Here is a 13,683-nt window from a genome sequence, read left to right on the forward strand (position 1 = left end):
GCGTTTACGGACGTGCCCGTGGTTAGGCGTAAGCGGGTCATAGATGACGGACTGAATCTGCCGGCGGAGCTTCTACCGGCGGCGGCTTACCGGGATCCGGAGGGCTGGCGGGAAGTTCGGTTCGCGTGGGCGCGTCAGCATGACTGGGGGCCAAAGCGGCTGGGATTCCTGGCGTTCTTTGACGAGACGGTCTATGTCTACCGGACCGCGCTGGGTTTGGAACCGCCAATCGGCTGTGTTCAACGGCACGAGGCGAGGCCGCGGTGAAGTCGTATCGGAATGACCGCCGCTACACGGCTCAACGGGACGCCTTGAAGCGCATGTATAAGGCGCAGGGTTTGCCGTGTGTCGCCTGCGGCCACGGGTTCCTGTGGGACATGGAAGACCGCAAGCGTTATCCGGACTTCTGGAAGGACGCTAGGAGCTTCACGGCGGACCATATCGAGGCTGTGAACCTTGGGGGGCGCATGGCACCAGGTCTATCGGGCCTACAGGGCATGCACCGCGCCTGCAACTCGTCCAAGGGGGACGGCAGCAGGAACCGTAAGCCTAAGCCGCCTAACGGGCCTCCACCGCCGTTAAGGACTAGCCGCGACTGGTAGGCGGGGGCCCCTCGGGTGCCCCTCACCGCGACATCCTCTGGCTAGGCGCTCTTACATTCATGGCGTTTTTCCACACGGACCTATTTCTCATAACTGAATAGCAATACCACTTTTGCCCGCTGTTTGGCGGGCTTTTTTGTGCCCAAAAAAAGATAAAGGAGAGATTCTGATGGATGCGAAACTTCAACGCTTGGCGTTGATGGAATCCATGGGGAAACGGCTGGTAAAGCTGTTTGGCGGCAAGGACAAGAGGCCGCTGCTCGTGGGATGGGACTACCCCGAACATCCCGAAGCAATTGGTTTGCCGGCCAACGCTGACGGGTACGGCGTAATCTCCGTGCTCGAGCGCCCGGGCAAGCAGCATCTGACTATGGCCGGTGATAGGGCCTATGTGCGGATGATTGAAACCGCTTGGGTGGATTCTGCGACGACTGGCGAAGGTACGGGCTTTAGCTTCGCGCCGTTCAAGCTGTGGCGTGCCGGTTGGGAGCCGGAATGGACTATCCCGGCTGACTCTGCGGCTTGGAAGCCCGCGCCGGTTAAGGCGGGTGCTTAATGTCGTCTGTTGAATTGGCAAAATATTTTGTCTCTATTATTCCGAGCGCCCGAAACATTAGCAGCAATATCGCTAAGGAATTGGCTGGCGTTGACCGGGAGGCCGCGAAGACCGGCAAGACTTCCGGCGCGGCTTTCTCGAATGCGTTCAAGGGTGCTTTGTCCGGTGTTGCCGCGGCGTTGTCTGTCGGCGCGATCACTGACTTTGTCAGTTCGGCTGTTGACGGGGCAGGACGCGCGGAGCAGTCACTAGGAGCCCTGGACAGTGTGTTCAAGGGTTCCGCGGGACAGATGAAGGACTGGTCAAAAACCGCGGCCAAGAACGTGGGCCTGACCGGTAACGAATTCGCCGAGCTTGGAACCCTGATCGGTTCGCAGCTCAAAAACGGTGGAACCGCAATGGACAAGCTGGCGCCGAAAACCAACGAGTTGATCACGATGGGCGCTGACCTGTCCAGCATGTTTGGTGGGTCTGCTAAGGACGCTGTCGATGCTCTTAGCTCCGCCCTTAAGGGTGAGCGGGACCCCATCGAGCGGTACGGCGTCAGTCTTAATCAGGCGAAAATTGACGCTGAAGCCGCTGCCCTCGGGTTCGAGAAGGTAGGCGGCGCGTGGGATGCCCAGGCGACCCAGGCCGCAACCCTCAGTCTGATCACGAAGCAGACGGCGGACGCCCAAGGCAACTTCGCCAAGGAATCTGACACGTTCGCGCACAAGCAGCAGGTCATGTCCGCCAACTGGGAAGACCTCAAAACGAAGATCGGCGAGCAGTTCCTTCCGGTGCTGAGTAACGTCTTCGGGTTCATCACTGACACTGCCATTCCGGCTGTGGGGAACTTCCGCGACGGGCTCGCTCAGGTGGGTCAGTGGGTCAAGGACAACTCAACCTGGCTGGTGCCGTTGACTGCTGCTGTAGCGGGTTACGCGGCGGCTATGGGCACTCTCTCCATCGTGTCCAGCGTGAGAGGTTGGCTAGCGGCTGCTGCTGCGGCTCAGTGGGGTTTGAACGCGGCAATGGCCGCCAACCCAATCGGCCTGCTCATTGCCGGTATCGCGGCGCTCGTGGCCGGGCTGATCTGGTTCTTCACGCAAACCGAGTTGGGCCGGGACATCATCAAGAACGTCTGGGGCTTCATCCAAGACGCCATCAAGAACGTCGTGGACTGGTTCAACAACACGGCAAAGCCAATCATCTTGCAGGTTTTCAAGGTCGTTGGTGACGCCGTCCGGAACGTCGGCGCCGTGTTCCAGTGGCTCTATGACTTCATCGTGAAACCCGTGTTCAACCTGATCGCCGGCCTGATCCGGTGGTGGTGGAACAACGTTCTGTCGCCGGTGTTTACCGCCGTATGGGGGTTCCTCAAGAACACCCTAGGCCCGGTCTTCACCTGGCTCCATGAGAACGTGATCAAACCGGCCTTTGACGGCATCGGATCCGCTATCAAGTGGGTCTGGGACCACGTAATCCGCCCTGTGTTCGATAACCTCTCTCACGTCATCACGAAGACCATCCCCGACGCGTTCAATAAGGGCGTCGGCTTCATCAAGACCGCGTGGGGAAAGATCCAGGACGTGATGAAGGCGCCCGTGAAATGGGTTGTCGATGTCGTCCTGAACAACGGTCTGATCAAGGCGTACAACGACATTGCCGGGTTCTTGAAGATCGACCCTATTCCGACGATCAATCTTGCTGGTTGGCGGACGGGCGGCTACACGGGCAACATGCCCCGTGGTGCTGTCGCTGGCGTGGTTCACGGTGATGAGCATGTGATTCGGTCGGAATCGCGTCGCCGGTTCGAGTCGTCCAACCCGGGCTTGCTGGACCATATCAACAGGTTCGGTACGCTCGCTGGGTACGCGGTTGGCGGCAGGGTGAAGCCCCTGAAGGAACTCATGGTCACCCAGGGGTACAACCGGATCCATAAGGGCATCGACTACGCAGCGAACGTCGGAACGCCTGTGTACGCAACGCAGGACGGTGTTGTGTCTCATGCTGGCCCCGGTGCTAGGGCTCCGGGGGTCTGGGGCGGCAATGAGATCCACGTCGCCGGCGGCGGTTTGGAGACGTGGTTTGCGCACTTGTCACGGATCGGGGTTGCCCTCGGTCAGAAGGTCCGGGCAGGGCAGCAGATCGGCCTTAGTGGTAACACCGGCATTTCGTCCGGGCCGCACCTTCACTTTGGGGTGTTCAACGGCGGCTGGCCTAACGACATGGATCCGAGCGCTTATCTTGGCGGGGCTGGTGCGCCGTCCGGTGGCGGCTGGAACCCGGTAACGGGGATCATTGACGGGCTGTTGGGCAAGTTCAAGGATGCGTTCCCGCAGGGTGGCGCATTCCTGGACATGGTTGGCGGGATCGGTAAGAAGATCCTGACTAGCGCAGCAGAATTCATCACTGGCGCGTTCGGTGGCGGCGACCGCAAGGGCTCGGCTACTGCGACGCTGTATGACGGCGGCGGCTGGCTCGAGAACACGGGCGGCGCTCAGTTGGTGCAGCATAACAAGCGCAAGCCAGACGCCGTGTTGTCCTCGGCCCAGTGGGCGACCATGACGAGGATTGCGGACAACGCCGCGGCTGGTGTGACCTTCAACGGGCCTATCCACGTCCGCGACGAGAACGAGATGGCAACGCTGATCCAGACCAGGCAACGCGACGCGCAAGCAGCCTACGGGTTCTAGCAGCCTCCGACGCCGCCCCTAATCCTGATCCCCGCCAGCAGACATCGCTGGCGGGGATCCTTGGGAGTCCGGTGACCTCATTTCCGGGCTGGCTGAGAAACTCCGCGGCCTGCTAGCCCTGTTCGAATAAACAGGAAATCCCGCTGACCCAAGAGGCTAACGGGGTGCTCCTGTTGGGGCGCGCCACCATCTGTGGAAAAAGGCTGCGAATAGAGCACTAGACCTGGTGGTGTGACCCCCGAAAATCAATCGGGGGCATACTGCGTGGGGTGTCTACGGTGCGGGGACGGCCTCGACAGGGTCGTAGGCGCCGCTCGGGTACACCGTGACACCAGTGAACTCGGCGGGCACCAAAGGCCCGGTGAGGACGAAGTCCTTCACACCCTTCGGGTTCGCCATCTCGATGTGCTTGTTACCAGCTTCGATGAACTGGTTGTATACCTCGGCGGGCGCGTCCTCGGGGCGGATTGAGTCAATGTACTGATCCGCGCCCGTGTACTTCAGTTCCTCACCAGCCGGGGTGAAGATGCTGACGCCGTACATGTTTACAGCGGCAGTGCCTTGGCGGTTGTCTACGTGGACGGTCAAGTACGTGACCTTAGGCGCACCCGGGACCAGCGCTCGCAGCTTCTCAATCTCGGGGTCAGCTTTCCCAGGGATCTGGAGGGTCCCCTTCGCGCCCGTGGCGTTCTCGAAGGTGAAGGATCCAGGCTTCATGATCGTCGGCGTTGGTGTAGCCGATTCCGTGGGGCCGGCAACGTCAGCTTGGGAGGCTACTGGCGTGCTCGAGACTGGCGCGGAACCCCCTGCACAGCCGGTCAATAGCAATGTACCCACACACAGCACAGTCAAACGTTTCATTATTGCCCCCTCAATAGAAGGCCAGCATATTGCCTGAGACAGCCAATTAAAAGACCCTGCGGGTGGACGAAACTCAGGGGCTATAGTCAAGGAATGCAACAACCGAACGAGGATCCTGAGGCAGGCTCCCTGGTCGAGTCCATGCCCGCTTCAAGCACAGCTGAAGACATAACTGCTGCCGGTGTAAATGCCACCCTGAATCTACTGCCTGTATTGGGCGGGGCGATGTCGTCTATATTCTCGAGCGGCCTGGCAAGGTCGGACAAGCGCCGCCAAGAGTCATGGTTCAAGCGCCTAGCCGCCGAGGTGGATCGGCTTGTGGAGCGCGAACATCTGACAGTGGAGGAGGTCGTTGCCGACGAAAAGTTTGTTACAGCGGTAGTTAAAGGTGTCCGGCTCATCCGCGAGACCCAAAATGAGGAAAAGCTCCGCATCATTACGAACGCTGTTTGCAATAGCGGTGCTTGGGCGACTAATGAGGAGGCCGTAAATTCCTTCTTCATGCGGCTGCTGGAGCGGTATGAGCCAGAGCATCTTTTCGTTTTGACGGCTTTGGACGATTCCAAGGAATTCTTACGGGTACACGGCCAGGCTGTGGGTGATGGTACATTTCGAACCGTCTTTGCCAACATCGTGTACAAGGATATCGAGCATTGGGAGCCACTCGCCCGCAACGTTCTCAGAGATTTGAGTGACGACGACCTGGTGCCTTATATGTTCATGCTTGGAAACTACTTGGTTGAGGAGCGGTCGCGGCTGGTCACCCCAATTGGGCATGACTTCGTCATGTTTTGCTCCGAGCCGTCGAAACGTATGGCCTGACTGGCCAAACGCCGTTCTGTCAGAGCCACAGCCTAGCCTGTCCGACGTGGTGAAACTGGATGTAGGAGCAGTGGCGCGGCTGCTGAGCCGGCAGCGCCGACGGCGCCGATATATTGGGATCATGCCCACGTTTACCCTTGCCGGCGCCAAGTATGACTACCTGGACGCGAAGCTCGAGGGCGATCGAGATGAAATCCGTTCTTGGGAGTACGGGAAGTGGCCGCACATTGAGGCTGCTGTCCCGCTCAACGATGGCGGGACAGTCACGGTTTACGGGCAGGCCCTGCGGTGGGGTCATGGGCTCATCCTCGCCCGCTGGCAGGACGACGAAGAACACTACTACTCGGCATGGATCCCCGCGGACAACGTGCGCCGCCTGACCGCCTCAGAGTGGGACATTATCGAATACCACCAGTGCCCGCCCGAACTGCGTCCAGTGCGCTGGGGCAAACGCCTGCCGGGGTTCCTACCCGAATAGGGAAGTGGTGGCCCGCTCTGCCCCCCACACGCGGAGCGGACCACCTACCGCGGGATACTACGGTAAGGACGTGAACGAATAGCAACCGTATCCGGTTGTGTGAGTGAGTACGTCGGCGTAGCGTCATAAATGGCAGCCCTCCGTGTGTCCCCCAGATTGCGGAGGGCTGCTTGCATGTCAAGAACCCCCCGCGCCGCCCTTTAGTGGCTGACGGGGGTTCTTTCGGGTTTAGGAGTATTTCGGGTTGGGTACGGTGTTATTGCGGAACTTATCTGCGACTTTGCCGTCTTCGTTCTGCTCGATAAGCCGGTACCACTCGGTGGGGCCCCATGTGGCTATCTGGTTGCCCTCGTCGTCAAAAGAAGTCAACTGATTATCGGCCGTGCACTCCCACCGGGCAGCCTCCACGCTGTGAGGGTGCTTGTCGTTCGGAATTTCGATCATGAATCTATCCATTAACCGATCCTATCGATGCCTGTGGCCGCCGATACCCTACCTGAGTGACTACCGAGAGACAGATACCCCCGGAACTACGGTTCTACACGGTTGAGGATGTAGCGGAGATGCTGCAAATGAGCATGAGCGGCGTCTATGACCTCATGCGGAAAGAAAAATGGCCGCACTCGAAGTATGGTTCGAGGATCCGATTCGAATACGCGGACATCGAAGCGATCAAGGCCAGGCACAGGGTAGAAGCGCCCGTGAAGCAGGCCAGAAGCACCAGGGTAGGGAATGAGGCGTCCCGGCGCAGGTCCCACAACTACAACATCCGGCACGGCCTCAAGGAGCGACCACCGGGCCAATGAGCGCACAAAAGAGCCCCACTGGCTGAATACCAGTAGGGCTCTTTCTGTGGCGTCTATGCGGCGTCCAGCGCCCTTACCTCAGCCCGCTTCTGCTCGAGCAGCATCAGCCGGCCCATCTGCTCATCAGGTCCGGCGTTCATCAGCCGGTTAATCTCCGTCATGTGGCCCGGAGTGAAAGTGATGTCCGTGCCCCGGCGAACGTGCGGCCAAGACTGCACTTCCCGGTAAGCCTGGCTCCGGGTAATCCCGAAGTGGCGTGCGACATCGGACATGGTGAAAGTGCTGCTCATTTTTGTTCCCCCCAAGGGACATTGTTGTTATAGAAGCTACGGATCGGAGACCGTGCTAATGCCCGTAGCAGTGATTCTAGGTTCCGGAACTGACTCCTTATTAGCGGGCTGTAGCACCGAAGCCTTGGAAGAAACCTATAACCAATCTTTTCCCCAACGGAGATTTATGTCGCGCGGAACGGTGAATCCGAACTCACATCGCTCAGCCTTACGGATCAGCAGGTCCGGGACCTGGTTGAACGCATGCTGAAGAGCTCGGGCCGGCGCCTGGACATCTCGTCCCCCTTCGTGGATGCATCCCTGCCCGACGGTTCCCGCCTGCACGTGGTAATTCCGGATGTCACCAGGCGACACTGGGCCGTCAACATCCGGAAGTTCGTTGTGAAGGCAACCCGGCTTGATCACCTCGTGGAACTGGGCACCCTGACCCCGCAGTCCGGTCGCTTCCTGGGCGCCGCCGTCGCGAGCGGACTCAACATCCTGGTCTCAGGTGCCACGCAGGCGGGAAAGACCACACTGCTGAACTGCCTCGCGGCCAGCATAGGCAGCCGGGAGCGCGTGGTTACGGTCGAGGAGATTTTCGAGCTGCAGTTTCCGCTGCGCGATGTTGTCGGGCTGCAGTGCCGGCAACCCAATCTTGAAGGCGAAGGGGAAATCCCGCTCCGCCGCCTGGTCAAGGAAGCCCTCCGGATGCGGCCGGACCGTCTGGTGGTGGGGGAGGTCCGGGAGGCAGAGAGCCTCGACATGCTGATCGCCCTTAACAGCGGCCTGCCTGGGATGTGCACCGTCCACGCAAATTCTGCGCACGAGGGGGTGAGTTAATCATGACGTGTACCTGAACGACACCCGTGGCCGAGTAGACGGCATAGGTAAGCACCATGGAACCAGACAAAGATGATGCGAATGCTCGTGCCGCAATTTACACCAGAGTATCCAAGGACATCACGAATGAGCGACTTGCCGTCACCCGTCAGCTCAAGGATTGCCTCGCCTTGGCAAAGCGCAAGGGCTGGCGCGTCCTGGATGAGAGGTTCGAGGACAATGACATTACGGCTGCTGGTGGAAAGGATCGTAAGGACTATCTTCGACTGAAGGCTCTCATGGAGGCCGGAGGTGTGGACGTCGTGGTTGTCTACTCGGCCGATCGCCTCCATCGCAATCCTCGTGAACTGGAGGATTGGATTGATCTTGCCTCCGCGACCGGCATAAATATCCACTCGGCCACTAACGGCCACATCGACCTGAGCAACCCAGACGGCAGAACGATGGCCCGAGTGGTCACGGCATTTGCAGCTGGAGAGGTCGAGAAATCCAGGATGAGAGTACTCAGAAAGCATCAGGAGCTGGCCGAGGCCGGCGCCTGGCCAGGGCAGCGGTGCTACGGGTACACAGCTGAGGCGCACATCGTGCCTGAGGAAGCAGCCGTTATTCGTGAGATGGCAGCCCGTGTGTTGCACGGTGAGGGCCTGAATGCGATTGCAAGGGATCTTACCGCCCGGGGCATCCCAACGTTCCGTGGCGCCTCTTGGAGGGCCGCGAGTATCCAGAACATCCTCAAGGCACCTCGCATAGCCGGATTGCGCATACACCGGGGCAAAGTGTCGGCCAAAGGACAGTGGGATGGCATCATTTCGGAGGAGACCTCGGCCATGCTCCGGGCCAGGTTCGCACCCGGCCGCTCTAACGGAACCAGAGGTGGTGCCCGCAAACATCTGCTGACGGGTCTGCTCGTTTGCAGCAAATGCGGGACCGGCATGGTGAAGTGCGTCAACGGGCGGTCGAAGAAGGAGAGCTATCGCTGTCCAAAGAGTGAAGGGGCAGCGGCCTGCGGAGGAACCACGATCGTGGCGGCCGAAACAGAAGCCTGGTTGGCCGAAGCTGCCTTTAGATTTCAGGACGCGAGGGTTGTGGGCCAGACGGAGGCAACCTCGGAGTGGCTGGAGCATACCGGAGCGCTGGACGCCAGGCTGGAAGAAATTGCGGGAGACTACGCCATTGGCATGATCAGCCGTGCCGAATGGGAATCAGCACGCGCCGCTGTCGAGCGGGCGAAAGCGGCTCTGCCTGTGCCGATCGTTAGACCGCGGGAGCTCACGACCGGGGCGATGCTTAGAGCCGGGTGGGAGAGCATGGCTGTAAGCGTGCGACGAGCCGTGCTGGACGACGTCTTCGTGAAGGTTGTCGTGATGCCCCGGCGGCAAGTCACGGGTCCCAAGTCCTTCGACTCTGGGCGCCTCGTTCCGGAGTGGAGGCTATAACGCACAAAAGTGACAGCCGCTGGCTTCCGGGCCGCATAGGACTTTTATGGAGCTCAACACAGAGGAAGTCATTGAATGGATTGCCAGCACCAGGAAGGCGCAGGGTCTCAGCGGTACCGTCACACTGGACCCTGCTCTTCACGCCCGCACGGTGGTGGCTGTAGAACGCGCGCAGCAACAAGAGAGGGATCAATTGGCACAGGGTGCATGATGCCGCGCCTTGGATGCCGCTCAGGACGCTGGACCCAGATTGGCAATGGTTCGGCGAATCGCGGCATCTGTGGATCACGACAGGCGAAAGGGACCTAACGCCGGGAAGGGGCAGCCGAAGGGTCGCCTCTTGTGCCCAGAAGCCGTCAACACAATAATCAGCTCTGGACGGCTTCGAGCCTTCCACGCACACATGCAGGGCGTCGGCCGCCTGAGCCTTTTGGCGTGGTCGACCAGATCCAGACATCGCTTTAAGAGGTGACTTGGATGTCTACGTTTTCCGCAAGAATGAAGACCGGCGGCGGGGTGCTTCCTCAGCCCCGCCCTCCCGAAACCGCATCAGCAGACACTCCACAGGCGGGAATGAAACGGGGTGCGGCGTGACGGGGCAATCGCCCCCAAATTCTGGCGGGCAACATGATCGAGGGGAGACCTTAGGCCGCTCACCTGCTGCCAAAGGCGTCACGGCCACATCGGGAGCTTCCCGACGGCCAGTAGAGAGCCTTACGGCTCGCGCAATCACCGCTCGTATCCCAGTCCTGGGAAGGGACGGTGTACCTCTCATGCCGGCACACCCAGCGCGGGTGCGGACGCTTCTCCGATCCAACCGGGCGGTAGTCGCTTCGCGCGTTCCATTCGTGATCAGGTTGAAGGACAAAACTACAACCGACGGGACTGCTCACGTGCAGGAATTGGGGCTTGGTATCGACCCAGGCTCGAAGCGCACGGGGCTGTCCGTATTCGCCATCACCGGTACAACCAACAGGACCCGCCATGGCCTGTTCGCAGCCGAAGTCGTGCAACGATCAAGAGACATCACCCAATGCCTTCTGGCGCGTTCTCGGCGCCGACATGGCCGCCGCCGGAAGATACGATACCGCCAACGCCGCTACAAGCATCGATCAAAGCCCCAGGGATGGCTTGCCCCATCACTTCAGCACAGGGTTGACGGAACCATGTCGATGGTCGAAAAAATGCGGACGTGGTTTCCGATAACGGCCGTCGTCCTAGAGTTGGCACGCTTCGACATGCAAAAAATCGAGAATGCCGAAATTAAAGGCATTGAATACCAGCAGGGCGCCTTGTGGGGATTTGAGCTCAGGGAATATCTCTTGACCAAATTCCAACACCAGTGCGTATATTGCGATGCCAGGAATGTTCCACTAAATATGGACCATCTCGAGGCTAAATCGCGGGGTGGGTCGGACCGCCTTTCAAACCGAGTTTTGGCGTGCGTGAGATGCAACGATGCTAAGGGCAGCCTCCCGGTGGAGGACTTCGTCAAAGATCCCGAACGTCTGGCTAGATTCGGGAATGGGCTCGTCTGCCGTTGCGTGATGCCGCCGCAGTAAACTCGACCCGCCGGGCACTTTGGCTGGCGATATGTAAAACGGGCCTCGGCGTTCATACAGGATCGGGTGGCCGGACAAAGTTCAATCGTGCCCGGAACGGGCTCGAGAAAACGCATTGCAACGACGCGCTGGCCGTGGGCGAGGCGGACTGCATCGCTGCTTACCCCAAGACGGTTCTGGTCGCCCGTCAAACGGGTAGAGGGTCATATGCGCGGAGCCGATCCGATCGCTTCGGGTTCCCCTGGCTAATACTTCCCAGGCGCAAAGCCGTCTACGGATTTGCCGCCGGCGACACGGTTCGTGCTGTCATTGCGACGGGAAAATATGCAGGGAGCTACGTTGGAAGGGTGTCCATCCGGAGCAGCGGGCGATTTTCCGTTAGGACGGCTCGTAGCATGGCTCCTTCCGTGAGGCATGAGGACTGCACCTTACTTCAGCGTGGGGCGGGATGGTATTTCGAGGGCACCGAAAACATTCAGGACTTCTCCCTGGGCGCGCGAAACTAGGACACGCAAGGAAAAAATGCCCGGATATGTCAGAAAGGGGGGGGCGGGGACGGCCGCGGTGACTCTCAATCTAGCGCTGATATTAATTTTTCTTCCGTGGGTACCGACATTTCCGGTTATTTTTCAGGCGCCTTATGTCCATGCTGTGGCCCTTGCCGCCGACGCCGATGGCATACAACCGGACTCGGCCGGCACAAGTATCCGGCGAGCGGATACTTGTCGGGTTGCCCAGGTCATCTGCGATGAACAGCGGCTGATAGCGGTCGGTCGCCCCTGCCACCCGGCGATCTGAGAAAAGCCTTTCCGTTTCTTTTCAGATCACGATCGAAGTGAAAGAGTTGGCTCAGAAGTCTTTCACTTCTATCGCAAGTGAATGCTCACACGTTGAAGATTCTCACTTCCAACAAGGAGCCGCATGGTACAGCCACGGAGCGGAGCCGGCAGGGACAGCTTCAAATCGCACCGCGGGGCCGACGTCTCCGTTGACCCTCATGCCGGCGGAGCCTGGCCGCCGCTGGAGTGGGAGAAGCTTCAGTGGGAAAGCAAGATCAGCTCAGGGCCGAGGTTCATGACCGACACCCCGTATATGCCCTACAAGGCCGCCATCCCACCATTCATCGCCGACATCCGCTACGCGCCGTCCGGCGAGGTGACGGCAGCCGCAGAAGATGCAGCCTTGGCGATCCGGGACTTCGATCACGAGTTCGGCGACGACGTCGCCCCATTCTCGGCCATCCTGCTCCGGACGGAATCGGCTTCCTCGTCGCAGATCGAAAATGTCACCGCTAACGCCCGCAGCATCGGCATGGCCGAGCTGGGCGATGACTCCAAGCACAACGCCACCCTGGTCGTGGACAACGTCGCCGCCATGGACGATGCCCTTGCCGCCGCCGACTCCCTGGAGACAGCCACTGTGCTGGACATGCACCGGGCGCTGATGCGGCACTCGGACCCGGCAGGAGCCGGCCAGTGGCGGGAGGAGCCGGTGTGGATTGGAACTTCCAGCACCAACCCGGTGGGCGCCGACTTCGTGGCACCTGACGCCCGCCGCGTCCCGGAGCTTATGGACGACCTGATGACTTATGCCGATCGGAACGACGTCCAGATCCTGGCCCAGGCGGCCATCGCCCACGCCCAGTTCGAGACCATCCACCCCTTCACCGACGGCAACGGCCGCGCCGGACGGGCCCTGCTGCAGGCGATGCTCCGCAACAAGGGCCTGACCCGCACCGTCACGGTCCCCGTCTCTGCTGGCATCCTCAACGACGTGAACGGCTACCACGATGCGCTGACCGCGTACCGCGAAGGGGACCCGGACCGGATCATCCTGCTCACCGCCGAAGCTACCTTCCGGGCCATCGACAACGGCCGGCAGTTGGTCGGGGACATCACCGCCGCCAGTGACCGCTGGAAAGTGACCATCAAGGCCAGGAGGGACGCTGCCGCCTGGAAGATTGCCGACCTTCTGGCGCGACAGCCGGTCGTGAACGCGAAGCTTCTGGAGGACCGCCTCGGTCTCGCTCCGGCCACTATCTGGCGCCAGATGCAGGTGCTGGAAGAGGCCGGCATCGTGAAGGGCCTCGACAAGTTCAAGCGCGGCCGGCACTGGTGCTCGGACGAGATCCTCGCGGCCTTGGACTCCTTCGCCGCCCGCTCGGGCCGCCGCAGCCGCAGCTGAGCCGGCTCAACACAGTTTGCCTTCCGCGAATCCTGCCGCTCGCATCAGCTCCAACGACACATCATATGGCGGGAGCCATGACCGAGAACAACCCGCCCGCGCTGCAGGGCACCTACGCCGCGCGGTCAAAGCACCGTCGCACACCGCGACCAAGAGCTGGCCACCTTGAACTGACCGCTGTCGTCGATCGAGCCGCATAGGGAGATTCGAAGGGCCGATTGGAGGGCGCGGTTCCTGGTTGGGTGGCCGTGGTTGGGTCGCCGAACTGACCGCCGTCGTCGATCGAACCGCATAGAGCCAACCAAAGGTCGAGCTTCTGTCGGTCTGCCCCTTGTCACTGCAACACATGTTGAAGTGACCTGCCACAATCCGTTCTTCACAGGGGCGGATTTGATTCACGAAAGGTCGACGCGAGTTGAGCCGCAACGTTATAACTAGCCTCGAGACCGCCATGGAGGCGTTGGATGCCCTCGGCCTCAGGTACCGACGCCGTAACAATGAGATTCAGTGCCAGTGCCCCGTTCCCGCCCACGCAGACCAGGAACCAAGCTGCCAGATAACCCTGGCTTCAAGCACTGATCAGGGC

Annotated in this window: 12 protein-coding genes and 1 pseudogene; 10 read left to right on the plus strand and 3 right to left on the minus strand. The window is 60.4% G+C overall.

Features of this window, described 5'->3' with window-relative positions; genetic code table 11:
• Positions 1 to 771: 771 nt before the first annotated feature.
• Both AC5RWD_RS01555 and AC5RWD_RS01560 read left to right on the plus strand, forming a co-directional pair.
• Positions 772 to 1,158, plus strand: a complete 387-nt coding sequence (locus AC5RWD_RS01555) for a hypothetical protein (protein WP_494018366.1) — start codon at positions 772 to 774, stop codon at positions 1,156 to 1,158.
• Positions 1,158 to 3,836 carry a peptidoglycan DD-metalloendopeptidase family protein gene (locus AC5RWD_RS01560; RefSeq protein ID WP_494018367.1) on the plus strand — a complete coding sequence of 893 codons (2,679 nt, stop codon included), beginning with the start codon at positions 1,158 to 1,160 and terminating at the stop codon, positions 3,834 to 3,836. Before AC5RWD_RS01555 ends, AC5RWD_RS01560 begins: the two co-directional genes overlap by 1 nt.
• 273 nt (positions 3,837 to 4,109) lie before the next feature.
• Here AC5RWD_RS01560 and AC5RWD_RS01565 read toward each other — a convergent pair whose 3' ends face one another.
• The gene (locus AC5RWD_RS01565) at positions 4,110 to 4,553 is read right to left on the minus strand and encodes a hypothetical protein (RefSeq protein ID WP_494018368.1); all 444 of its coding nucleotides are present in this window, start codon (positions 4,551 to 4,553) and stop codon (positions 4,110 to 4,112) included.
• 237 nt (positions 4,554 to 4,790) lie between these two features.
• On the opposite strand from AC5RWD_RS01565, the gene AC5RWD_RS01570 reads away from it, so the two are divergent.
• Together AC5RWD_RS01570 and AC5RWD_RS01575 are read left to right on the plus strand one after the other, a co-directional pair.
• Positions 4,791 to 5,519, plus strand: coding sequence for a hypothetical protein (locus tag AC5RWD_RS01570; RefSeq protein ID WP_494018369.1), 729 nt, complete (start codon positions 4,791 to 4,793; stop codon positions 5,517 to 5,519).
• Between the two features lie 121 nt (positions 5,520 to 5,640).
• Positions 5,641 to 5,997 (plus strand): hypothetical protein, encoded by a 357-nt coding sequence (locus AC5RWD_RS01575; RefSeq protein ID WP_494018370.1) that lies wholly within the window; start codon positions 5,641 to 5,643, stop codon positions 5,995 to 5,997.
• Between the two features lie 228 nt (positions 5,998 to 6,225).
• Here AC5RWD_RS01575 and AC5RWD_RS01580 read toward each other — a convergent pair whose 3' ends face one another.
• The gene (locus AC5RWD_RS01580; RefSeq protein WP_494018371.1) at positions 6,226 to 6,441 is read right to left on the minus strand and encodes a hypothetical protein; all 216 of its coding nucleotides are present in this window, start codon (positions 6,439 to 6,441) and stop codon (positions 6,226 to 6,228) included.
• A 56-nt stretch (positions 6,442 to 6,497) separates the two neighbouring features.
• Here AC5RWD_RS01580 and AC5RWD_RS01585 point away from each other — a divergent pair, with 56 nt between their 5' ends.
• Positions 6,498 to 6,803 (plus strand): helix-turn-helix domain-containing protein, encoded by a 306-nt coding sequence (locus AC5RWD_RS01585; RefSeq protein ID WP_494018372.1) that lies wholly within the window; start codon positions 6,498 to 6,500, stop codon positions 6,801 to 6,803.
• 53 nt (positions 6,804 to 6,856) lie between these two features.
• Here AC5RWD_RS01585 and AC5RWD_RS01590 read toward each other — a convergent pair whose 3' ends face one another.
• The gene (locus AC5RWD_RS01590) at positions 6,857 to 7,093 is read right to left on the minus strand and encodes a hypothetical protein (protein WP_494018373.1); all 237 of its coding nucleotides are present in this window, start codon (positions 7,091 to 7,093) and stop codon (positions 6,857 to 6,859) included.
• A 150-nt stretch (positions 7,094 to 7,243) separates the two neighbouring features.
• Here AC5RWD_RS01590 and AC5RWD_RS01595 point away from each other — a divergent pair.
• From AC5RWD_RS01595 to AC5RWD_RS01615, 5 genes and pseudogenes are all read left to right on the plus strand, one after another.
• Positions 7,244 to 7,912, plus strand: a pseudogene (locus tag AC5RWD_RS01595) (TadA family conjugal transfer-associated ATPase); the annotation flags it as partial.
• 59 nt (positions 7,913 to 7,971) lie between these two features.
• The gene (locus AC5RWD_RS01600) at positions 7,972 to 9,351 is read left to right on the plus strand and encodes a recombinase family protein (protein WP_494018374.1); all 1,380 of its coding nucleotides are present in this window, start codon (positions 7,972 to 7,974) and stop codon (positions 9,349 to 9,351) included.
• Between the two features lie 46 nt (positions 9,352 to 9,397).
• Positions 9,398 to 9,562, plus strand: a complete 165-nt coding sequence (locus AC5RWD_RS01605) for a hypothetical protein (RefSeq protein ID WP_494018375.1) — start codon at positions 9,398 to 9,400, stop codon at positions 9,560 to 9,562.
• A gap of 379 nt (positions 9,563 to 9,941) precedes the next feature.
• Positions 9,942 to 10,913: an RNA-guided endonuclease IscB gene (iscB, locus tag AC5RWD_RS01610; protein ID WP_494018376.1), complete on the plus strand. Its 972-nt coding sequence runs from the start codon at positions 9,942 to 9,944 to the stop codon at positions 10,911 to 10,913.
• Positions 10,914 to 11,834: 921 nt separating this feature from the next.
• A complete protein-coding gene (locus AC5RWD_RS01615; RefSeq protein WP_494018377.1) occupies positions 11,835 to 13,097 on the plus strand; it encodes a Fic family protein in 1,263 nt (420 codons plus the stop codon).
• Positions 13,098 to 13,683: the final 586 nt, after the last annotated feature.

The sequence above is a fragment of the Arthrobacter sp. CMU6 genome (assembly GCF_059090205.1).